Annotated in this window: 18 protein-coding genes; 1 reads left to right on the forward strand and 17 read right to left on the reverse strand. The window is 66.3% G+C overall.

What is annotated here, in order from left to right:
- The first annotated feature begins 71 nt into the window (after positions 1-71).
- Positions 72-1,442: a nicotinate phosphoribosyltransferase gene (locus RIV12_RS02470; protein WP_428978906.1), complete on the forward strand. Its 1,371-nt coding sequence runs from the start codon at positions 72-74 to the stop codon at positions 1,440-1,442.
- A gap of 42 nt (positions 1,443-1,484) precedes the next feature.
- Here the strand turns inward: RIV12_RS02470 and RIV12_RS02475 are convergent, their stop codons facing one another.
- From RIV12_RS02475 to RIV12_RS02555, 17 genes are all read right to left on the reverse strand, one after another.
- A complete protein-coding gene (locus tag RIV12_RS02475) occupies positions 1,485-3,308 on the reverse strand; it encodes a DEAD/DEAH box helicase (protein WP_309321950.1) in 1,824 nt (607 codons plus the stop codon).
- Entirely contained in the window at positions 3,305-3,670 is a 366-nt protein-coding gene (locus tag RIV12_RS02480) for a DUF3039 domain-containing protein (protein WP_075419126.1), read from the reverse strand. Before RIV12_RS02480 ends, RIV12_RS02475 begins: the two co-directional genes overlap by 4 nt.
- Positions 3,671-3,762: 92 nt before the next feature.
- A complete protein-coding gene (nagB, locus tag RIV12_RS02485) occupies positions 3,763-4,503 on the reverse strand; it encodes a glucosamine-6-phosphate deaminase (RefSeq protein ID WP_075419127.1) in 741 nt (246 codons plus the stop codon).
- Positions 4,504-4,643: 140 nt separating this feature from the next.
- Entirely contained in the window at positions 4,644-6,368 is a 1,725-nt protein-coding gene (locus tag RIV12_RS02490) for a transporter (protein WP_309321952.1), read from the reverse strand.
- Entirely contained in the window at positions 6,344-7,189 is an 846-nt protein-coding gene (locus RIV12_RS02495; RefSeq protein WP_309321954.1) for an ABC transporter ATP-binding protein, read from the reverse strand. The genes RIV12_RS02490 and RIV12_RS02495 overlap by 25 nt, the downstream gene beginning before the upstream one ends.
- Before the next feature lie 264 nt (positions 7,190-7,453).
- A complete protein-coding gene (locus tag RIV12_RS02500) occupies positions 7,454-7,735 on the reverse strand; it encodes an HU family DNA-binding protein (RefSeq protein WP_003783064.1) in 282 nt (93 codons plus the stop codon).
- Positions 7,736-7,937: 202 nt separating this feature from the next.
- Entirely contained in the window at positions 7,938-8,687 is a 750-nt protein-coding gene (locus RIV12_RS02505) for an N-acetylmannosamine-6-phosphate 2-epimerase (RefSeq protein ID WP_309321956.1), read from the reverse strand.
- A 36-nt stretch (positions 8,688-8,723) separates the two neighbouring features.
- On the reverse strand, positions 8,724-9,764 hold the full coding sequence (locus tag RIV12_RS02510; RefSeq protein WP_309321957.1) for an ROK family protein: 1,041 nt from the start codon (positions 9,762-9,764) through the stop codon (positions 8,724-8,726).
- A gap of 176 nt (positions 9,765-9,940) precedes the next feature.
- Entirely contained in the window at positions 9,941-10,861 is a 921-nt protein-coding gene (locus RIV12_RS02515) for a dihydrodipicolinate synthase family protein (protein ID WP_075419132.1), read from the reverse strand.
- Positions 10,862-11,031: 170 nt separating this feature from the next.
- On the reverse strand, positions 11,032-11,811 hold the full coding sequence (locus RIV12_RS02520; protein ID WP_256696027.1) for a carbohydrate ABC transporter permease: 780 nt from the start codon (positions 11,809-11,811) through the stop codon (positions 11,032-11,034).
- A 60-nt stretch (positions 11,812-11,871) separates the two neighbouring features.
- Positions 11,872-12,759 (reverse strand): carbohydrate ABC transporter permease, encoded by an 888-nt coding sequence (locus tag RIV12_RS02525; RefSeq protein WP_178388893.1) that lies wholly within the window; start codon positions 12,757-12,759, stop codon positions 11,872-11,874.
- A gap of 58 nt (positions 12,760-12,817) precedes the next feature.
- Positions 12,818-14,203: an ABC transporter substrate-binding protein gene (locus RIV12_RS02530; RefSeq protein WP_075419135.1), complete on the reverse strand. Its 1,386-nt coding sequence runs from the start codon at positions 14,201-14,203 to the stop codon at positions 12,818-12,820.
- A gap of 71 nt (positions 14,204-14,274) precedes the next feature.
- Entirely contained in the window at positions 14,275-16,590 is a 2,316-nt protein-coding gene (locus RIV12_RS02535) for an exo-alpha-sialidase (RefSeq protein WP_309321960.1), read from the reverse strand.
- A gap of 675 nt (positions 16,591-17,265) precedes the next feature.
- Entirely contained in the window at positions 17,266-18,093 is an 828-nt protein-coding gene (locus RIV12_RS02540) for an ATP-binding cassette domain-containing protein (RefSeq protein WP_075419137.1), read from the reverse strand.
- Positions 18,093-20,243, reverse strand: coding sequence for a dipeptide/oligopeptide/nickel ABC transporter permease/ATP-binding protein (locus RIV12_RS02545; RefSeq protein ID WP_075419138.1), 2,151 nt, complete (start codon positions 20,241-20,243; stop codon positions 18,093-18,095). Before RIV12_RS02545 ends, RIV12_RS02540 begins: the two co-directional genes overlap by 1 nt.
- Positions 20,243-21,208: an ABC transporter permease gene (locus RIV12_RS02550; protein ID WP_075419139.1), complete on the reverse strand. Its 966-nt coding sequence runs from the start codon at positions 21,206-21,208 to the stop codon at positions 20,243-20,245. The genes RIV12_RS02545 and RIV12_RS02550 overlap by 1 nt, the downstream gene beginning before the upstream one ends.
- Before the next feature lie 208 nt (positions 21,209-21,416).
- Positions 21,417-23,042 (reverse strand): ABC transporter substrate-binding protein, encoded by a 1,626-nt coding sequence (locus RIV12_RS02555; protein ID WP_309321962.1) that lies wholly within the window; start codon positions 23,040-23,042, stop codon positions 21,417-21,419.
- Between the last annotated feature and the right edge of the window lie 367 nt (positions 23,043-23,409).

The raw sequence follows: 23,409 nt of genomic DNA on the forward strand, positions 1-23,409 counted from the left end.
GTAGCGGTGAGCCGCGATAGGTTGTGCCCGTGAACAGCTACATGCCCACTGCCGAATCCACCGCCGCCTCCATGGACGTGTCCACGGCCTCGACCTCACTGCTGACCGACATGTACGAGCTCACGATGCTGCAGGGAGCACTGGCATCGGGGGCCGCCTCACGGCGCAGCGTCTTCGAGCTCTTCGGCCGCAGGCTCCCCGGGTCGCGCCGCTTCGGTGTCGTCGCGGGCACCGGCCGACTGCTGGACGCCATCGCGGCCTTCACATTCACCCCCTCCCAGATCGATTTCCTGCACCGCACCGGGGTCGTCAACGACGAGACCCTGGACTTCCTGCGCGGCTACCGCTTCACCGGGACGATCCGCGGCTACGCCGAGGGCGAGTGCTACTTCGCCGGTTCCCCGCTGCTGACCGTGGAGGGCACATTCGCCGAGGCCTGCATCCTGGAGACCCTCGCCCTGTCGATCTACAACTACGACTGCGCCGTCGCTGCAGCCGCCTCCCGTATGACCATCGCCGCCCACGGGCGCCCCTGCGTGGACTTCGGGGCGCGCCGAGCCCATGAGCAGGCGGCCGTCGCCGCGGCCAGGGCCTCGGTCGTCGGCGGTTTCGTGGGAACGAGCAACCTGGAGGCGGGGCTCCTCTACGGCATCCCCACGGTGGGGACCTCGGCGCACTCCTTCACCCTCCTGCACGACACGGAGGAGGATGCCTTCGCCGCGCAGGTGGCCAGTCTTGGACCGAGCACCACGATCCTGGTGGACACCTATGACATCGCCACCGGCGTGGAGCGGGCGGTCAAGGCGGCCCGCGCCGCCGGTGGCGAGCTCGGGGCGGTACGCCTCGACTCCGGCGACCTGGTGGCCGAGGCGTTCAAGGTGCGCGCCCAGCTCGACGCCCTGGGTGCGACGTCGACGAGGATCACCGTCACCAACGACCTCGACGAGCACGCCATCGCGGCACTGGGGGCGGCCCCCGTGGACTCCTACGGCGTGGGCACGAAGCTCGTCACGGGCTCGGGGCGCCCGACCGCGGCGCTCGTCTACAAGCTGGTGGAGCGCGAGGGTGCCGATGGCACTATGGAGGAGGTCGCCAAGTTCTCCTCTGGCGGCAAGTCCACTGTGGGTGGTCGCAAGTGGGCCGGCCGCACCCTCACCTCCGAGGGCACAGCCGCCGAGGAGCTGGTGGTCTCCTCCAGCTCGCAGGACCAGGGACTGTCGGCGTTGAGCCAGGCCGGCGCCCGGCCGCTTCAGGTGCTCCTGGTCGATGAGGGCCGGATCATCGAGGAGCACCGCGGCAAGGAGGCCTTGAACGCGGCGGCGGAGCGGCACCGGGCTTCCCGCGTCGAGCTCCCCTATGACGCCTGGCGTCTGAGTGACGGTGAGTCGGCACTGCCGACCCGCCACGTCGACCTCGACGGGCGAGGCGCCACCCGACGCTGACCGGCGGCAGAGGCGCCTCCGGCCCCTGGTCAGCGCTGCTTGTCAGCGCTTGCCGACGAACCAGCGCCGCAGGGTCTGGATGCGCTTCTCGATCTCCTCGGTGGAGGCCGCCGCGACCTCCGGTCCCCCGCACACGCGTCGGAGCTCGTTGTGGACGACGCCGTGGGGCTGGCTCGACCGGCGGGCCCAGGCGGCCACCAGCTGGGAGAGCTCCTTACGGGCCGCTGCCCGGCGCCGGGCGTCGTCGACGCCTGAGTTCTTCCGCCTCTGCGCCTCGGCTGCGGCCTGCTTCTTCTGGGAGGCGATCTGCTTGTCCTGGCGCTGGCGCAGCAGGGCGGTCACCTGCTCGGGCTCCAGCAGGCCCGGCAGTCCCAGGTACTCCTGCTCCTCGATGCTGCCCACCATGGCGCCGGTGCCGAACTCGCCGCCGTCGAAGAGCACGCGGTCGAACTCGGCCTGGCTGTCCATGGCCTCGAAGCCGGGCAGCAGCTCGGCCGAGGCGTTCTCAGTCCTGTTGACCTCTGCGAGCAGCCGGTCCTCGGGGCTGAACAGGGAGTCCTCCTGCGCCGCCGCGTCGGGTCGGCTCAGGACGTGGTCGCGGGCCACCTCCATCTCCCCGGCCAGGGCCAGCAGGGGCGTGACCGACGGGAGGAACACCGAGGCGGTCTCCCCCCGGGCCCGCGAGCGCACGAAGCGGCCCACCGCCTGGGCGAAGAAGAGCGGGGTGGAGGTGGAGGTGGCGTAGACGCCCACGGCCAGGCGGGGCACATCCACCCCCTCGGAGACCATGCGCACGGCCACCAGCCAGCGGTCCGTGGAGGCGGAGAAGGCCTCGATGCGGCTGGAGGCGCCGTTGTCGTCGGAGAGGACCACGGTGGGGGCCTCGCCGGTGATGGCGCGCAGCTGCTTGGCGTAGGCGCGTGCCTTGGCCTGGTCGGAGGCGATGACGAGGGCCCCGGCGTCGGGGACCTGGCGGCGCACCTCGGTCAGGCGCTGGTCGGCGGCGGCCAGGACCGCGGGGATCCACTCCCCCGCCGGGTCGAGCGCGGTGCGCCAGGCCTGGGACTCCAGGTCCTTGGTGAGGGGCTCGCCCAGGCGCGCCGCGACCTCATCGCCGGCCTTGGTGCGCCACCGCATCTGCCCCGAGTAGGACATGAACATCACCGGGCGCACGACTCCGTCGCGTAGCGCGTCGGAGTAGCCGTAGGAGTAGTCCGCCTGGGAGCGCTTCGCCCCGGAGGCGTCCTCCTTGTACCGCACGAACGGGATCGGGGAGGTGTCGGAGCGGAAGGGCGTTCCGGTCAGGGCCAGTCGTCTCCGTGCCGGGGTGAAGGCCTCACGGATCGCGTCGCCCCAGCTCAGGGCGTCTCCCCCGTGGTGGATCTCGTCGAGGATGACCAGGGTGCGGGCCTGGTCTGTGCGGGCACGGTGCAGGTTGGCGTTGGCGGCCACCTGGGCGTAGGTCAGAGCGACGCCGTCGAAGCGCGAGCCGAGTGCTCCTTGGGAGTTGGAGTAGGAGGGGTCGATATGGATGCCGACCCTGGCGGCGGCCTCGGCCCACTGGTACTTGAGGTGCTCGGTGGGGCAGACGATCGTCACCTTGTGGACGTCCCCGGAGCTGAGCAGCTCGGTAGCCACTCGCAGCGCGAAGGTCGTCTTACCGGCCCCGGGAGTGGCCACCGCCAGGAAGTCCTGAGGCATCGTCTCCAGGTACTGGCCCAGTGCGGCGGCCTGCCAGGCTCGCAGCGAACCGGCTGTCCCCCAGGCGGCGCGGCGCGGGTAAGCCGGGGAGAGGTTCTGGGCCGCCGACGTCGAGACTCGTGTCGGGGTGGAGTGGATCGCCTGGCCGCCGCGGGCGGCGTTCACCGACCGCCTCGCCCGAACGGGAAGCGGGGGAAGCGTGGCCCCTTGCCGTCGCCGGAGCCCTCCCCGCCGCGCATCTCCTCGTAGATGGACTTGCAGGTGGGGCACACCGGGTACTTCGACGGGTCGCGCCCGGGCGTCCACACCTTGCCGCACAGGGCGACAACGGGACGCCCGGTGACAGCGGCCGCGGCGATCTTGTCCTTGCGGACGTAGTGGGCGAAGCGGTCGGCGTCGCCGTCGTCGGTCGACTGGAGCTCCTCGCGTTCCAGGACAGCCGTACCGACGCCCTGGGTGGGCTCGGCGGCCGGGTCGGTCGGGGCTCCGGGCGATCCGGGATCGGCACTGGCGAGGACGTCTGTCATGCCGCCCAGTGTAGGTCGGACAGTGCTCACCGGCAGTGGCCCGCCCCGCCCCTGTGGGCAGGCTCTCGCCTGAGGAGAGCCCGACGCCCTCGTCAGTGCTTCGATGTGAGCCGGCTGGCGGCCGCGGGATCGACCAGCACGAGGGCGTCGTCGTGGCGCTGCATGACGGTCGCCGGCCACTGGGGGCTCACCTCGCCCTCGACGAGCTGGGCGATGGCTTCGGCCTTGCCCTCGCCGGTGGCGATGAGGACCAGCTTGCGGGCCTCCATGATGGTGGCCAGCCCCTGGGTGATGCACTGGGTGGGCACGGCGTCGACGTCACCGTCGAAGAAACGGGCGTTGTCCCGGCGGGTCTGCTCATGGAGCTCACCGAGGTGCGTGCGCGAGTCGAGGGCGCCTCCGGGCTCGTTGAATCCGATGTGCCCGTCGGAGCCGATGCCGAGGATCTGCAGGTCGCAGTATCCGGCCGCAGCCATCTGCGCCTCGTAGTCCCGGCAGGCGGCCTCGAGGTCCTCGCTCAGCGCATCCGGGCCGTGGAGGGCTCCGGGGCGCATATCGACGCGCGAGCGCAGATTGGTCTCCATGAAGGTGGCGTAGCGCTCCGGGTGCCCGGCGGGCAGGCCGACGTACTCGTCGAGCATGAATCCGGTGACCTCCGCGAAGCTGAGGCGTCCGGCGGAGCAGCGAGCGGTGAGCTCGTCGTACAGAGGCAGGGGCGAGGAGCCTGTGGCGGTCCCCAGCACGGCTGCCGGTTTGTCCTTGAGCAGCGCCTCGATCTCGTCGGCCGCCCGCTGCGCGATCGCCTGCGCGGAATCCAGAATGACAAGCTGCACGATGATGTCCTCTCTGACATAACGACTGGGTGCACTGAGTGTACTGATCTCTGAGAGCCGCTACATGCTTGAGCGACTTTAGAGCAATCCTACACCGACTCGTCAGAATCAATCACTCTGTGTTGATGTGACCAGCGCGATCACACCGGCTGGGAGTGTCCCGGCCAGCTGCGGATCGTGGTGAGAACCTGAGGTCCTCGCTGGTCCAGCATCCGACCACCGAAGACGACTCCGCCCCACAGCAGCAGACCGCACCACACGATCCCCGCGACGAGCGCCACCCACCCCCACAGCGGCATCCCCTGGACGACACCGTAGACCGCCGCCCCCAGGACCGGGGAGCACACGGCGAGGAGAAGCAGGATCGCCGCCATCTGAATGAGCGCGGCCAGGAGGGCCGTCCCCGAGGTCCGCGAGCGCATGGGGCTGTCCCCGGGGGCGAGCGTCTCGTAGGGCAGCAGGACACTGGCGAGGCAGGACCAGGCCAGTGCGCAGCCGTAGAGGGCCAGGCAGGCGCCGGTGACGGCGGGGAGCGCTTCCCATCGTCCTGTCCACGCGACCATGAGCAGATCGATGACGACCAGCGCAGGAACCTGCCAGACGGCCGCCCCGACCACCCGCCCCAGACGGTCGTGGGCCCCACGGATCCCGGCGCTGATATGACTCCACAGGGCGGTGGAGTCCATACCGAGGTCGTCATGGAGCGCCCACCCCATGAAGACGGCCAGGGCGGGTGCCATGAACAGCAGCGCGGCCGGTGCCTGCCCGAAGGCGAGACTGGCTTCCACCGGCTGGCCGTTGGCACTGGCGGCGAATCGGTTGGAGTTGAGAGCAGGAGTCATCACAAGCGCAACGGGAAAGATCAGGACGGACAGGAACTGAACCAGGTACCTGGGATCAGTGCGCCAGTAGCGCAGGCTGCGGGCCGCCACAGCGGCGGCGGGCGCGGGCAGGGCCGCGCTGAGCCTGCGGGCCCACGGCAGTACGTCAGGCAGGCCCTGATGCTGTGCGTCGGAGCCCGCACCGCCGGCGGCATAGGCCCGCATCCGGGAGTGCGACGTACCAGGAGAGCTCATCACCTTGTTCACCACGCGCTGCCACAGAGGCAGCAGGCACACGGGAAGGATCCACGCGCCGATCGCCAGCGCCAGCGCCGGCAGCACGGACCCGGTGGCCATGAGACCGGGCGCGGCGAAGGCCCACCCGAAGGGGCTCAGGCCCATGGCCTGGGCGAGGCCCCTGAGCCGTTCAAGAAAGTCGGCGGGATCGTCCCCGAGGAAGCGGGGAATCAGATTCGGTGCCTGCGTCACCACGATGAAGGCGACGAAGGCGATGATCGCCGTCGTTTCACGTCCGCGGCGTGAGGAGGAGATGCCTGCGGCCGTCACAATGATCCGGGACAGCAGGACACAGGTGGCCAGGGCTGCCGGAGCGCACAGCAGCGCCAGGAGCGCAGCCGGGACCTGGCCCGCCAGCAGCCAGGTGAGGACCGGAATGAGGCAGACAGCAGCCGTCAGGCAGCCGGGGATCCCAACGGCTCCGGCGGCCAGCAGGCCGAGCGCCAGCCCTCTTGACGGAGCGGTCCAGGCCGCCATGGCACGGGGGTCCAGGGTGGAATCGACCCCGGTGACGAGCAGCGGCACTACGGCCCAGCCGGCCACCAGCAGCGCCCCGAGAGACCCGAGAACCAGCATGATGTCTTCGGGGGCGGCCTGCAGCCCCAGCCCGACGGCGCCGGTCAGCACCATGCCGAGCGTCCCCAGCCCGTAAAGGGCCCCGAGCACGGTTCCGATGATGGCCCAGGTGTTCTTGGTCAGGGCGTTGAGGGTCAGGCGCCACTTCAGCTTGACGAGGGTCGCAACCACGACAGTCCCTCCGTTCGCACCTGGCCCCCCACCAGCTCGGTGAAGCGGCGCTCGAGGTCCCCACCGGCCGCAACCTGCTCAGTCGTCCCCGCAGCGACGACCCGGCCGGCATTGATGATGGCCACGTGGTCGCACAGGCGCTGCACGGTGGCCATGACGTGGCTGGAGATGACCACGGTGCCGCCGCCGGCGGCGTAGTCGCGCAGAATCGCCTGGATCGTCTGGGCCGAGATCGGGTCGACGGCCTCGAAGGGCTCATCCAGGACCAGGATGGAGGGCGAGTGCACCATGGCGCAGGCCAGGTGGATCTTCTTGCGCATGCCCGCCGAGTAATCGGCGACCAGTGTTTTCCCGGCGTCCCACAGCCCCAGCACCTTGACCAGCTCAGTGGCCCGAGGCACCACGACATCCCGATCGAGCCCGCGCAGCAGACCGGAGTAGGTGACGAGCTCCAGACCGTTGAGACGATCAAAGGTGCGCAGCCCGTCGGGCAGGACTCCCAGAAGGGTCTTGGCCCGCTGCGGCTGCGCCCACACGTCAACGCCATGAACCAGCACCCGACCGGCATCGGGGCGCAGCAGGCCGGTGGCCATCGACAGGCTGGTCGTCTTGCCCGCCCCGTTGGGGCCGACGATGCCGTAGAAGCTGGATACGGGGATGTCGAGACTCAGCCGATCCACCGCAACTTTGCGATCGAAGGCCTTGATCAGTCCCATCATCTGAAGTGCTGGAACGGAGGCGGGACCAGGGGACGCCCCGGCCAGTGCGGCAACCGTTCCTGTGCCGTCGGGCGCATTCACCTCGAATGTGGAAGCAGACATGTTTCCACTGTAAAAGCCTCCTCCTATTCAGCACTCCACCGGAAGGAGGAGATCACCGATCCTGACATCCTCCCGGAGAACCGCGCCGGGCATCATCAGTGGCAGAGCGGCCGACTCGGGCGTCCGACGCCAGAAGGGACGGAAAGCGCAATGACGTGGATTGGGGACGGCACGGGAGCTGCAGACACGATTCCGGCCCGTTGCCGCACCTCGACGGGGCGGCAACGGGCCGGAATCAGGACGTCAGGGGCACGGCCCCACGTATCACTCGGCGACAGCCTTCTTCAGCGAGGAGCCGACAGTGACCTTGACACCGTAGCCGGCGGGGATCTGAATCTCCTCACCGGTACGGGGGTTGCGGCCAGTGCGTGCGGCACGCTCGACGCGCTCGATACCCATGAGGCCGGTGATCTTCACGGCCTCACCCTTGGCGACGTTCTCAACGAGGACATCCTGGAAGGCTCCCAGGAAGGCGTCGGCGTCGGTCTTGGTCAGGCCAGCCTTCTCGGCGATGGCGGCGATGAGCTCGGTGCGGTTGACGGACATGTCTTCCCTCTCGATCGTGGACGGACACCCTTGTGTGGTGCCACTTCTGGCAACGCTACGCATAAAACCTTGGGTTTGTCAGGTCAGACCGGAGTGTCGCGCTGGGTAGCGAGTAACAATTCGCACATTTGCGCCACAGCAGTCACATCTGTCACATGCGGAGCAAGTCGCGGAACGACGCCGTTTCCTCCCGCCCTTCCGCTCAGCCCTTCCACAGGGCGCCGGGCAGCGCCCTTGCGAACCACGAGGTGATGGTCGTCGGGTGGGTGATGGCGGTCCCCACGACGACGGCGAAGGCGCCGTGCTCCATGGCGGCGGCCGCCTGCGCGGGAGTGTGGACCCGTCCCTCGACCACCAGCGGGATCTCCGCGATACCTGCGACCTGGTCGACGAGCTCGAGGTCGGGCCCGTCGGTCTTGGGACGCTCCCCGGTATAGCCGGCCAGGGTGGTCCCCAGGATGTCCACTCCTGCGTCCTGTGCGGCCTTGGCGTCATCCAGGGACCCGCAGTCGGCCATGATGAGGACCTCGGGGCGGGCCTGCCGGAGGCCCTCGACGGTCTGGGCCAGGCTCAGCCCGTCGGGGCGGGGGCGCCGTGTGCCGTCCAGCGCCACGATCTGGCTGCCGGTGGCGGCCACAGCGATGGCGTGGGTGAGGGTCGGGGTGATGAAGACGCCGTCGTGTCCGTCCTTCCACAGACCGATGACGGGGACGTCGACGTGCTGGCAGATGAGGGCCAGGTCCGCCAGCCCTTGTGCGCGGATGCCAACGGCACCCCCGACGACGCAGGCCTGAGCCACCTGGTCCATGGTGCGGGGGTCGCGCATGGGCTCGCCCAGGTAGGCCTGGGCGGAGGCGATGAGACCTCCCTTGAGGCGTTCCAGGACGGGGTGGTTCCCCGCCGTGGTGGCCTGCGCCTGCGTCGACGACTGTGAAGGTGACTGCTCGGTCATAGGTGTGTCCTGTCTGATGGCGCCGGAGCCCAGCGGCTACGGGCGGTGGTTGTCGTTGCTGCTGGCCAGGGCTAGGGCACCGCGAGCCGCACCGACGATCGGCGCGGTGGTCCCCAAGGTGGCGGGAAGGATCTTGATGGGGGCCAGGGGGGCGATGATCTCTGCGGCGAAGCTCTGTCGCAGGGGCTCCCACCACAGGTCGCCGGCGCGGGCCAGGCCACCGGAGACGACGACGATGTCCGGGTCGATCACGGTGACCAGGCCGGCCAGAGCCTTGCCCAGGCAGACCGCCGAGTCGCGGTAGACCTCTGCCGCGATGCCGTCCCCCGCAGCGGCGCGTTCCTCGACCCCGCGGGCGTCGGGGACGTCGGCGTCTCCACCCTTGGCCAGGTAGCGGCGGTGGATCTGCGGCCCTGCGGTGATGCCCTCCAGGTGCCCCGTCCTGCCGCAGGTGCAGGGCTCCCCCTGGGCCCCGGGAACGGGGACGTGGCCGATCTCTCCGGCCACGTGATGGGCGCCTCTGCGGGTCCGCCCCTCGAGGACGAGGGCGCCTCCGACACCGGTGCCCACCGCCACCATGAGAACGACCTCGGCCCCGGAACCGGCGCCGAGCCAGGCCTCTCCGGCGGCGTAGGCGTCGACGTCGTTCTCGACGTGGATCGGCAGCTCACCCAGCCCCTGGGCGGCGAGCCGTTCCTGAACACCGGCGGCGACCTGTGTACCGGCCCACCCGGTGATGGCGTCAGTGGACGCCAGAATGGTCCCACGCTCGACGTCGACGACGCCGGCGGTGCCGATCCCGACCGCCGCGATCGGCGCAGCCTTGCCGGGTTCCTGGTGCGTCCCCGCCTCGACGACCTTCTTGATTAGGCCGCTGATGGCGTCGAGCATGGCGGCGGGACCGTCGTGAGCCGGGGTCGGGCAGGAGCTCACCGGTCCTTGCAGGGCTCCGCCGGCATCGACCAGTGCGGCGGCCATCTTGGTGCCGCCCAGGTCGAGTCCGACGACAAGCGGAGGCTGGCCGGACGGCGATGGTGATGGAGTGAGGGGGGTGGATGGGAGGACATCCTGGCTCATGACGCTCTCCGACGGGACGTTGGGCGCTGGCGCGCCGGGTTGGAAGAAGTGGGAAGGGATGAGGGGCGGCCGCAGGAGGCCGCGCGGAACGAGGCTTGAGGCCTCGGTGCTGCCATGGCGGCTGCATGCCCGCACCGACCGACGTCGCGGCCGCCGGGCATGCAGCCATCGGGGCGTCAGATGAGGCCCTGGGCCTTGACGATCTCCAGGACCCGGTCCTTGGTCTCACCCTCGAGCGCCTTGACGGGAAAGGCCATCTCGTTGGTTGCGATGATTCCAATCGCTTCCATGGCGGTCTTGAAGGCGCCGATACCGGTCGCGTCGGCTGAGCGCCCCTGGGGCACGAAGACGATCTCGAAGCCGGCGCAGACCTCGTCCTGAAGGCGGCGCACCTCGTCCCACGCGCCCTCGCGGGACGCCTTCCACATCTCGGCGTAGCGGACCGGGTCCACGTTGCCGTATCCGGGGACGAGGCCGTCGGCGCCCAGCAGGAGCATGCCGTCGACGACGCACTCGTGGCCGGTCAGAAGGGCCAGGGGGTGGCCCGCGGCCTCATTGGCGGCGACCAGCCTGCGGAAGGCCACGTCGTTGCCGGAGGAGTCCTTGACGCCGGCCAGGACGCCCTCCTTGCCCAGCTCGACGAGCAGGTCGCAACCGAGCTTGGCGCCGCCAAGACGCACGGGAACGTCGTAGGCGAAGACGGGGACCTCAATGGCCGCGGCGATGGCGCGGAAGTGAGCCTTGATCTCCTCGGCGTCGTTGAGCGCGTAGAAGGGGCAGGTGGCCACGATCGCCTCGGCGCCGAGGGCGGCCGCCCGCCGGGCCTGGTCGATGACCCGGTGGGCGGTGGTGTCAATGGCACCGGCGAGCACCGGGACGCGCCCCGCCGCAGTCTTGACGACTCGCTCGATGACGGCGTCGCGCTGGGCGTCGGTGAGATAGGCGACCTCCCCGGAGGACCCCAGGGCGAACAGGCCATTGACGCCGCCGGCGATGAGGTGCTCAACAACCTTGTCCAGGCTGTCGAAATCAACCTCGCCCTCGGCGGTGAAAGGGGTGACGACCGGCGGGATGACGCCGGTGAAACGGTTGTCCATGTGGTGACTCTCTTCATTGAAAGGATATCGGACGTCTGACATCTGACGTCACGAGGTATTGTTGCAGATGCTCCCGGTTGGCGCCACCCCGGTGCCTGTGAGCGTGCGATCACTCACGTCACAGGCACCGGAGCGACAGGAGGCGGACCGGGGACCGGCTCCGGGAGGCGCTACTTGACGGAGCCCTCCGAGAGCCCTCCGGAGATGTGCTTCTGAATGACCATGAAGAACACGACCGATGGGACGATCACGATCACCGAAGCAGCCATCATGGCTCCCCAGTCAAGAACCTCCGACCCCTGGAGAGAGTAGAGGCCGACTGCGACGGGCATCCTGTCCGACTCGGTGATGAACAGGAGCGCGTAGAGGAACTCGTTGAAGGTATTGATGAAGGTGTAGACGGCAGTGGCCACGATCCCCGGAAGGATGATGGGGACCGAGATCTGCCAGAACACCCGGAACCGACTGGCACCGTCCACGGCGGCCGCCTCCTCCACCCCGACAGGGACCGTCTGGAAGAAGCCGATGAGCATCCAGATCGCATAGGGGATCGAGAACGAGAGGTAGGCGATGATCAGCCCGAAGTAGCTGTTCATGAGGCCGAGCTTCACCATGGTGATGGTGTACGGGATGGCGAGCAGGATCGGCGGGAACATGTAGGTGCCGATGAGAAGCTTGGTCAGCTGCTTGCCAACACGGGGGAAGAATCGCACGATCCCATAGGCACCCAGCAACGAGACCAGGACGGCGATGACAGTCGAGCAGCCCGCGATCAGCAGCGAGTTCTTGAGATTCGTCAAGAACCCGATCTCCTCAATCACCTTGCGGTAGTGCTCGAGCGTCGGCGAGGTCGAGAACAGCTGCAACGGATTCTGCGCAAGCTCGTGAGAGGTCTTGAAGGATGAGGAGACCACCCACACGAGCGGGAACACTGCAACAAAAGCAGCCACGATGAGAATGAGGTAAACGCACACCGTACCCCACGGACCACGACCAGCACGTCGCATGATTTAGCCCCTTTCCTTTTCCCAGCGGTTGAGCATCCTGAAGGCACCAAAGGCCAGCACCAGCAGGAAGAGGAGCAGCAGGATCGTCACAGTGGAGGCGACCCCGAGCTGCCGCAGATTCCAACCCTCCTGGTAGGCGAAGATAGGTAGCGTCGTCGTCCTCTCCCCCGGACCTCCGCCCGTCAGGAGGAAGAGCATGTCAAAGTTGTTGAAGACCCAGATGGTACGCAGGATGACCAGCAGGCCGATGACCTCTCGAATATGGGTCAACGTAATGAACCTGAACCTCTGCCATCCGGAGGCACCATCCACCATTGCCGCCTCATACTGCTCCTGGGGAATGGTCTTCAGGGCAGAGAGGATGTTCACCATGAACATCGGAGCGCCGAACCAGATATTGATGAGCAAGGCCACCCAGAAGGTCGTCGAGGGATTGCCCAGCAATGCCATGTTCTTATCACTGAGACCAAGAGTGGTCACAAGATTGGGCAGGAACCCGTATACGTCATTGAGGATCCACTTCCAGGCGAATGCGGTGATGATCGCCGGGAACGCCCAGGGAACAATGAGGAGCGTACGGAACAGTCCCGATCCCCGAGGCACCCGATCCAGCGCCAGCGCCAGAACCAATCCCACAGCAAGTTGGCCGATAATCGACGCCGCTGTCCACTTGATCGACACCCCGAACGCATTCCAGAAGCTGGAGGATGCGAGGAGGTCGGTGTAGTTGGATATACCCACCACATGATAGCTGTGGCGCAAGAGGTGCTTGTCAGTGAAGGAGTACCAGATGCTTGAGAAGACCGGGTATATCAGCAGAGCAAGAACAATGAATATTGACGGCGCCACAAAGACGACGCCCGTCCAGTTCATTCGCTTCATTCGAGTCATGAGCTCACCTTTCGGACTGGGCGGTGAGGGGACGTCCCCTCCCCACCGCATCGCCGAGTCACTTGATACTGGCTCCGGCGGCCTTGAACGCGTCGTTGAGCTTCTTCTCGCAGTCCTTGGCGGCGGTCTCGATATCGGTCTTGTCGATGATGATCGAGTGGTACATCTTCTCGATCAGCCCCTGGCTGGTGAGGACTCCTGCCTGAGCGAGTGGGCCCTTCTCCATACCGATGGCACTCCCGACGCCGACCTGGTCCTGGATCACCTTGATGGAGTCGGAGTACTTCTTGATGGTCTCGTTGCCCACGTAGCTCGGATCCTTCGAGATGTCGTTGAGGACCGGCAGCATGCCGCCGGGGACCGAGTGCAGGAACTCGATGTACTTGTCCTTGGTGAACAGGAACTCCAGGAAGGCCTTGGCCTCCCGCTTGACCTTGGATGCCTCCCACACCACCAGGGGCACGTTGGACACCTCGGCCGGGTAGTTCGCCGGGTCGGAGGCCTTCATGCGGGGAAGAGGCGCCGCGGCAATGGAGTCGACCAGGTTGGGGCTGTCCTTCGCCACTCCGGAGATGTGGAACCCGGAGTTGAAGTCGAAGGCGGTCTTGCCCTGGTAGAAGAGCGTTGCCTGGTCAAGGACCGCGTAATCCAGGGATCCCTCCGGGGAGACCGACTTGTACAGGTCGGTCCAGTACTTGATGCCGCTCAGGGCCGCCTCGGAGGTGAGGTTGGCCGTCCCGTCGTCCTTGAGCAGCCTCTGGCCTGCGGAGCGGACGTAGAAGTTGAGGTAGCGAGCCCCCAGCATGTCCCCCGTTCCCAGGGGCACTGAGAGACCGTAGAGGCTATCGGACTTTCCGACGGCCTTGGCCGCCTTGGCCAGCTCCTCCCAGGTCGTCGGGACCGACAGGCCCTTGGAGCTCAGCACGTCCTTGCGGTACCACATCACCTGGGCGTGCGAGTAGATGGGCACGGAGTAGGACTTTCCGTCCGACTGCCCCTCGGCCAGTGCCGGCTTGGGGAACCGGTCCCGACCGATGGAGTCGATGACCTTGTCCAGCGGCACCAGCGCCTCGGAGTTGATCATCTCCACAACGTTGTTGGGCAGTGCCGTGGAGATATCCGGTACCTGCCCTGCGGTCAGTCCGGTGGTCCACTTCGTGTTGAACTCCGACCAGGAGAACTGCTCGATCTTGACGGTGACGTCGGGATTCTTCTTGTGGAACTCCTCGGCCATCTTCTTCATCCAGTCTGCACGAGGCCCCTGGGTGAAGGAGGACCACATCGTGACCGTGCCGCGCAGGGGGCCGGTCCCCTCGTCGTCGGCGGAGTCCTTGCCGCCGCATGCGGCCAGCGCACCGCACATGCCGATGCCTCCCAGAACCATGAAGCCGCGACGACTGAGTGCGGAGGCCGAGTGAGACGAAACTGAGGTGGAGGGAGTCATGACAGTTCTCCTTTGAACGGGAAATGACGGGTGGGTGGTGGAGTGAGGTGTGGCGGACGGGTGATTCATCGTCATGAGAGTGAGTCCTGCTCCTCTGCTTGACGGGGGGCGACGGTCTCAATGCCGTCGGAGAACCAGCTCAGGGGCAGGCGCGAGAAGTACAGCCCCTGGCACTCGTTCTCCCAGAGGATCCCGATCCTGCCGTCGGGTAGGACGCACATGCACTGGTAGACGTAGTGACCGGGGTTGAAGGTCCGCGAGTGCTTCCATGTGCGTCCGCCGTCGAGGCTGAGTCGGACGACACCGCAGCCACGGAACGGGAGCATGAGCGAGGCGTTGGCGAAGACGATGCGGTCCTCCCCCTCGGGGGCGGGAAGGCTGATCGCATTGGGCTGGCACCAGATCTCGGGAAGCTCCTCATCGAAGCGGATCGGCCCCCAGGTCTGTCCGGCGTCGTGGGACTCGCTGACGGCGACCCGCCCACGAGGGTGCTGGTTGCGCATGAAGAGCAGAAGTACGCCGTCCTGTCGTTCCACTACTGCGGCCTCATGCAGTGACCAGGTCTCATCCACGAATGTCTGCGGGTCGAGCTCCCCCTCAGGGGTCTGCCGCCCTTCGTTGGGGCCGTGACCGAGCTGCCAGGTCTCGCCGTGGTCGTCGGAGTAGGCGACCGTCGCGCACATCGCCAGCCAGTTCTGATCGTTGTTGAAGTAGAGGGGAACGATGAGGCGTCCGGCGTGAGGGCCGTTCCTCAGGGCGATACCGTTACCCGGGCAGGTGCCCAGGAACCTCATCCACTGTTGTTTCAGCTGGGGGTTGAGGTCCCGCGGCTTGCTCCACGTGACGCCGTCGTCGTCGGAATGAGCGATCTGCAGGTAGCTGGTGGGGATGGCCAGGAGGCTCTCGGCAGGGTCCGCCCCGGGGGCCAGCTCGATGTTGCCCGCCGGGTCGCCGTCACGGAGCACCGTGCCGTCGTCCAGCACCCGGAACTCGGTGCCCTGACCCTCGATCGTCGTGACCGCACCATCGGGCTCGACGACGTAGCGTCCGCCGTCGAGCTCTCTCAGCAGCCGCCTTCCCTGCTCGTCGAATCCTGTCGACGCCCAGCAGTTGGGCTGACCGATCCCTCCCGGGAAGTGGTCGATGAGGACATGGACCCGCCCTGTGTGCGGATCCTGGACCATGCAGGAGTCGATGACTGACGAAGCGTCCTCCCCGCTTCCCGGGCAGTCGATGACGGTGCTCATCGGCTCCCAGCTCCGTCCTGCGTCCAGGGACCGGCGCACGACGAAGTTGATGTCGTTGGGAGAGTCGTTGGCGTTAGAGACCCGCTGGTCAGCACCGGCCAGGACGGTGCCGGAGGACAGCGTCAGGAGGGAGGGGATCCGGTAGGAGGCGGAGCCGCAGTAGCCGCGGTCGAACAGGGCATCGGTCTCAATCGGCTCCACCTCGTACAGACGCTTGATCTGCGCGTCGCTGAGCGCGTAGTCGTAAATCCCCGCTCGCTGAACCTCTCCGGACAGGCGCACGCCCTCACAGTCCTGTCCGACGACGATCTCATCGAGTCCCTCGACCCCTCCGAGGAAGAACTCACCAGGAGCGTGCGTTTCACGGAAGCCGTCGACGTACAGGTCGACCGCGCCGTGCCCCACGGCGACCACGACCTCGTGCCAGCCACCGTCGCTCCAGGCGCCTGTGGCCTTGACCTCCCTGCGCTCTCCGGTTGCGCTCACTCCGGCGTAGGTGATCCCCTCGGGCCCCACGGCCACGGTGAGCTGCTCGCGCCCGAGTCCGCCGGCGGCGAGGAGGGCTCCTTGCTGCATCCGGCCCCGCACCCGGAAGCGCAGCCAGAAGGATCCGTGCTGAACGTCGGCGAAGCGGGCGACGTCGTGAGGGCTCAGACGGTTCGCAGCGACCTCGACCAGTGGCTCTGCGCGCCTGGACAGGGCGAGGACCTCTCTCGACGTCAGTACCCGGGGGTGCACTGTGAAGGCGGCGACCTCAGGGCTGTCCCCCTGTCCCACGACGGCCTGCGTCAGCCCGGGAAGGTCCTTGAGGAAGGCCGTGGCGGTACCGCAGAAGACCTGGTAGCCGTCGAGGTAGAGACGGGTGCCGGCAGAGCCGACGGTGACGACGGCGCTGTGCCAGCGCCCGTCGTCGAGCGAGCGCACATCCTCAGCCTCCAGCTTGCTCCACCTGCCCGGAACCGTCGCCTCGTACACCAGTGACGATCCGACGATGCGCAGCTCGAGACCGGCCCCGTCAGCTCCTCGCAGCGCGAAGAGGTTACCGTCAGACCTCGACCGGAACTCACAGGAGATGCTTCCTGTTTCAGAATCGAGGATTTCTTTGTCAAGCCGCAATGCGGCACATGCTGACCCAATCACTTGTCACCTGCTTCTTAAAAAGGGCACAGAAGTCCCTATCGATCATTACTTGGATCGCAATTCCTGGAATTCCACGCCCAACGTAGGGAGCTGGACTCATCAAGATTGCGTCTGATCTCAGGCGCACTTGATCTCAGCGACTCAAGCGCACCTCGAAATTCTCATCGCCTCATGCTTCACAGCGATGAGACAGCACCGGAGGGTCGCATGCAGCGCCCCACTCCTCCCTGACACAGACCCCGGTTTCTCACCAGCAGGTCAGAGGTGAATCAAGGACGGGCCCCGACCCTCACGCACGACGGACTGGCGACGTGCCGTCGTGGTCACACGCCAAGGCGCTGTGACATACATAGGAGACCCTCCTTCACAATCAACATCTTTGTTGGCGGCTGCGTATGCCGCTATCAACTCCTCGCTGAGCCGATAAAAGTAATCTACACGACATGCGACCCGAAAGTCAATGCTCACGCAATCAGAGTTCACACGAGATTGACGGACCGATTTCTCGCAATTGTCACACCGCTGCCCCTGCCCCAACATCAGCCGCATGGAGAACGACGGGGAACGAGATATCCCCTTGAACGGAACCGATGGACAGGTGAGGGGCGGCCCCATACGGGTCCGCCCCTCACCAGGAGGTGCCAGCACCGCCGACCGCGGCCGGAGGCTGCCTACTCAGCCATCGAGCAGCGAGGGCACTGCGGCCAGGAGAGTGCGCGTGTACTCCTCCTGAGGATTATTGAAGATCTCCTCAGTGGTGTTGATCTCGAGGATCTTGCCGAAGTACATGACGGCAATCCGGTCCGAGACGTAGCGCACCGTGTTGATGTCGTGACTGATGAACACCAGTCCCAGCCCCAAGGATGCCTTGAGGTCCTGGAGGAGGTTGAGCACCTGGGCGCGCACCGAGACGTCCAGGGCCGAGGTGGGCTCGTCGGCCACGATGATGTCCGGGTCGAGAGCAAGCGCTCGGGCAATGGCAACGCGCTGGCGCTGTCCACCGGAGATCTGCCGAGGCAGCACGTTGAGGGCGCTGGGCGGCAGCCCGACCAGGTGGAGCAGGTCGCGCACCCGGGCCTCACGCTCCTTGGGAGACCCGACGCCGTGGACGTTGAGCGGGTCGATGAGCGCGTCATGGACGATCATGCGCGGGTTGAGGGCCGTGGCCGGGTCCTGGAAGACCACCGAGATGCTGCGCCCCAGCTCGCGACGGTCCGAGGCCGAGCGCCCCAACGGGCGGCCCTTGAAGATGACCTCACCGGAGGTGACCGGCTGCAGGCCCACCATGACCCGAGCGGTGGTGGACTTGCCGCAGCCCGACTCCCCCACGAGCCCCAGCGTCTCTCCTCGCTTCACGGACAGCGAGACGTTGTTGACCGCGTGAACCGTGTCCGGGTTGAACAGGCCTCCGGTGCGGGACTTGTGGATGACATTGACGTCCCTGAGCTCGACGACCGGCTGGTCCTCGCTCCATGAGGACGATGCAGACGTGTTGGGCGACATCAGTGCTTCTCCTTCGCGAGCAGAGCCTCGAGCTCGGGGGTGATGGCGTAGCTGTGCTCCGTCGTGCCCGGCACGGGCTTGAGCACGGGCCGGGTCTCAAGGCCGACCGTCGGATGAGACGATCGCGGCGCGAACCGGTCTCCCTTGACGAACTCGCTGGGTGAGGGGACAACCCCTCGCACCTGGTGGAGCCGCTTGGAGCCGGCCTCGATGGAGAGCACGGCCCCGAGAAGTCCCCGGGTGTACTCGTGAACGGGGTTGGCCAGCAGCTCGCTGGTGGGAGCCTGCTCAACCACCTGGCCCGCGTACATCACGGTGATCCGGTGTGCCAGCTTGGCCACCAGGGCCAGGTCGTGCGAGACGAAGACCATCGCGAAGCCGAGCTTCTCACGCAGCTCGTTGAGCAGGTCGATGACCTGCTTCTGAACGGTCACGTCCAGGGCGGTCGTCGGCTCGTCGGCCAGGACCAGGGCGGGGTCACGGGTCAGCGCCATGGCGATAAGGACGCGCTGGCGCTGGCCGCCGGAGAGCTCGTGCGGGTAGCTGCGCAGCGTGCGCTTGGGGTCGAGCCCCACCAGCTCAAGCAGCTCCGAGGCACTACGAGTGCCTCCGCGCGCGCTCAGCTGGGCCATCTGGGTACGGATGAGCATCGAGGGGTTCAGCGAGGACAGAGCGTCCTGGTAGACCATGCTCATCTCGTGACCGCGTAGCGCGTTGTGCTCGGCCGGCGTCATCTCAAGGATGTTGCGCCCCTTGAAGAGGATTTCACCGGAGAGCCGGGCCGAGGGCGGCAGCAGCCCCATGACGGCCATCGAGCTGATGGACTTGCCGCAGCCGGACTCCCCCACCAGTCCCATGGTCTCGCCAGGACGCACGGAGAAGGAGACGCCATCGACGATGTTGACCTCACCGTGCTGCTCGGGGAAGGCGATCGAGAGGTTCTTGACCTCCAGAACCGGGTCCTCGCCGGTGTCCTCGTAGACCAGGCGGTCTCGCCGGGCGAGCTCGGCCACCCGCAGGGCACCGAGCCGCTCGGACAGAGGAACATCCTCTGTCGCCGGAGCGACGACGCCGGTCAGCGAGCTCAGTCCGTTCGTGGCATCTTCCCCGTCGGCGACGGAGGCGTTGGCGACAACCGCCTCGGCAGCGTCATCCCAGGCGTCCAGGGTCTCCTGGGCCTCCATGGCCTCCTCATCGGCCTGGACATCGGGCTTGGCCTTGATGCGAGGCGAGGCCATCGCATCGGTCAGGCCCTCGGACAGGACGTTGAGGCACAGGGTGGTGATGAGGATGAGCAGGCCGGGGAAGAAGGTCGGCCACCAGTGGCCCGACAGGAGCAGCTCCTTGCCCTCGGAGAGCATGTTGCCCCAGGTCGGGGTGTTGACGGACTTGATGCCCGCACCGATGAAGGACAGCGAGGCCTCGAAAACGATCGCGTCGGCCACCAGAACGGTCGCGAAGACCATGATGGGGGCGATGCAGTTGCGGGCCACGTGCTTGAGGAGGATCCATGGCACCGGGGCGCCCATCACCTTGGAGGCGGCCACATAGTCCTCCCCGAACTGGGAGATGATGTTGGCGCGCACCACACGAGTGAGCTGTGGGATGTAGAGGATGCCGATGGAGACGATGATGACCGGCAGCATCGGCAGGCGGGTCGACATGGCCGAGACGAGGACCGCCGCCAGGGCGATGCCGGGGAAGGACATGACGACGTCGAGTACGCGCATGAGAGTCTCAGCGACCCACTTGCGGGAGGTGGCGGCAACTGCCCCCAGGACCGAGGCCACCAGAAGTGCCAGCCCGGTGGCCGTCAGACCCACGACCAGCGAGACCCTGGCGCCGTAGACGGCGCGCGAGAAGATGTCACGGCCGGTGCCGTCCGTACCGAACAGGTGGGACATGGACGGGGCAACGACAGGATCGGTGGCGGTCACCTCACCGACGCCCTCGATGTAGGAAGTCGTCTTGGCCTCCGCCAACCCGGTGGCACCAGGAGAGTAGGGGGCGACGACGGGAGCCAGGATGGCGATCAGGGCAATGAGGCCCAGCACGATGATGGCGATCTTCGAGCCGATAGGCAGCGCCTTCCAGCCCTGGAAGCGCAGCCCTGGCCGCGAGGCCTTATCCAGTGTGGAGCGGTGCAGCATCAGATGCTCCTGATTCGTGGGTTGACGAGGACGTAGAGCATGTCAACAACAATGTTGATGATGATGAAGGCCAGTGCCACCGTGATGGAGACCCCCTGGACGATGTTCACGTCATTACGGGTGATTCCCTGGAAGATGAGCTGTCCCATTCCCTTGATGTTGAAGATCATCTCGATGACGACGGCGCCTCCCATGGCGTAGCCGATGCGCAGTCCCAGCACGGTCAGCGGAGTGATGAGCGCGTTGCGCAGCACGTTGCGAGCCACGACGACGTTCTTGGGAATACCGCCGCCGATGGCGGTACGCACGTAGTCACGGTCGAGCTCCTCAACCATGGCAGTACGCACCACGCGGGTGAGCGAGCCGGCATTGGGCACCGCAATGGCCAGTGCCGGCAGGAAGATCTGGTTGAGGTACGTTCCGGGATCCTCGCTGAAGGGAACCCACTCGGACACCAGTGCGGGGAAGGCCCCCGTTCCCCCCGGAATGTCGGAGAACCACTGAATGAGCAGCAGGGCCAGCCAGAAGGACGGGGTGGCCAGGCAGGCGATGGAGATGACGCGGATGACCTGGTCCTGCCACTTGTCGCGGTAGAGGGCCGCGATGATACCCAGGATCGTAGCCACGATGACGGCGACGAAGATTCCGATGAAGGTCAGCTGGAGCGTGATCGGGAAGGCCGCGGCCACCATGTCGGAGATCTTGGCCCCTGTGAAGGAGGTGCCGAGGTCACCGTGGACCAGACCCAGGAGGTACTCCCAGAATCGCTTGAGAAGAGGGTCGTTGAGATGGTGGGCGACTCGGTACTGCTCGAGTGCGTCTGGCGTAGCCGACTCACCCAGCGCAAGACGCGCCGGGTCTGCCGAGGAGAACGACATGACGATGAAGACGAGCAGCGTCACGCCCAGCACCATGATCGGCAGCGCGACCAGGCGCCGTCCGATCAGGCGGATGAGGTTGGACACTGAAATGCTCCTTTGCGTTAGCGTCCTGCCGCCTTAGGAGGGCGGCTGGGTGACGCGGCAGCCGCAGGGCCAGCCGCCACGCCAATTGTCTGATGTCTGATGTCAGATTGCAAGTCCGTTGCTTTTACCCCGGACACACTGACGCCACGAGCACGGCGCGGGCGGCGCAGCAACCTTCCGTGGATGCCGCACCGCCCACTCGTGACTCTCAGGACTTGGACGACCCCGTCCCCACGAAGGACAGGCCGGTCAGCGAGATCGGCTTGAAGTTCTCCAACGTCGTCGAGTCGTAGGCCGTCGGAGCCTTGCGGTGGAAGATCGGGTAGAGCGGAACATCCTCGGAAATCTTGTCGAAGACCTCCTGCCACTTGGCGATCTGCTTGTCACCCTCCAGCTTGACCGCCTCATCGAGCAGCCCCTGGACCGCAACCTGGCTCTCCGAGCCCTTCCAGTGCATCCGGGTCTCGGTCCATACGTCACCGCTGTACCACCAGCGCATGAGCAGGTCCGCGTCATTACCGAAGACCGAGGGGTCCCCAGGAGCGATGAGCACGTCCCACGCCCCTTGGGCGGAGTCGATGAAGGAGTAGGTGTCCGCGGACTTCTTCTCGTCGTACTTGACCGTCACTCCCAGAGCCTCGAGGTTCTCACGGATAACGGGCCTGACAGCCGAGAACCAGCCGTGGTCCGTGCACAGCACGTTGATGGTCTTGATACCGGCCTCCGCCAGGAGAGACTTGGCCTTGGTCGCATCCAAGGAGTAGACCGTCTTGGCCTTCTTGTACGCGGGGTGCCCCTCCTGGACGAAGCAGGTCGCCGGCGTTGCCAGACCAGCCATGCTGGTGTTGCAGATCTTGGCGTAGTCCAGCGCGTAGAGCACCGCTTGACGCGCCTTCACGTTGGAGAAGGTGGTGTTGTTGAACATGGCGAAGAGCAGTCCGAAGCCCTGCTGCGCCGCAACCTTGACCGGTTCCTTGAGCGTCGAGAGGTTGGCTGCCGGAACGGCGTCAATGGCCTGCACAGAGCCAGAGCTCATCGCGTTGGTACGGGTCGTGTCGTCGGGCAGGACCTGCCAGGTCATGGACTTGGCCAGCGCCGGGCGAGGACCGTTGTACTTGTCATTGCGCTCGAAGACGACCTTCTGGCTGGCGGCGCCGTTGTCGGTCATCTTGTAGGGGCCGCTTCCAGTGGGGTTCATGTCGAACTTCTTGGCGTCCGCCTCAACGATCGCCTTGGGGACGATCTTGACAACACTCAGACGCTCCGCGACCAGAGAGAAGGCGTACTTGAGCTTGATGGTCACCGTGTTGGCGTCCTTGGCCTCCACCTTGTCGATGAAGGGCAGGAACTGGGAGTACAACGACTTGTTGGCCGGGTCGAGCACGCGCTTGAAGGAGAAGACGACGTCGTCGGCAGTCACGGCCGAACCGTCAGAGAACTTCGCGTCCTTACGCAGCGCGACCTCATAGGTGGCGTCATCCACCTTCTTGGGCATCTCAGCACCCAGAGCCGCATAGACCTCTCGGGTAGCCGGGTGAAGCTCGGTGAGCCCCTCGAGAGTGTGCCAGTTGGCAGCAACCGTCAGAGCCGAGGACGTCGTCATCGGGTCATAGCCGTTGGTGCCCAGCTCATAGGAAATACCTGCGGTGATGACACCATCCTTGTGGGTGACCTCCTGATCGGTGGCCGTGCCACTGCCCTTTGCGCCGCCCGCAGTCTTGGCCTTACCGCCACAGGCCGCAAGGCTGACAGCCAGACCGGCAGCCATTCCGAGGGTGCCGGTCAGCCTGATGAAGTCCCGGCGGCTGGAGCCGGCCGGAGTCGTGATCGCCATTGATTCTCTCCTGAAGTCTGACGTCTTATGTCTGACGTTGGTAGGATGACTGTAGCAGAAGCGAGGACGCCTAGACCACTCGCAACATCGCAGGTCAAACACCGCTCGCCGCGACTCAGCCAGAAGGCGGGACGGCTCGGCGAGCGGATTCACAACGCAGTGAGCACAATGATTGACAGGGCAAGGACCATGGTCGACACCGAGAAGAGAAGCATCGTGAGCAGAACACCCACACCCAACGAAGCGGATGCCTCCCCCAACAAAGAGATAAGCATCACACTAGGGGGGAATGAGGTGGTGATCCCTCACGGAACCTACTCCACACTGATGACGTCGCCCGCCACTCAGGCCGAGACCACGATGACGG

It is taken from the genome of Actinomyces stomatis (assembly GCF_031292835.1).
Taxonomy (GTDB): domain Bacteria; phylum Actinomycetota; class Actinomycetes; order Actinomycetales; family Actinomycetaceae; genus Actinomyces; species Actinomyces stomatis.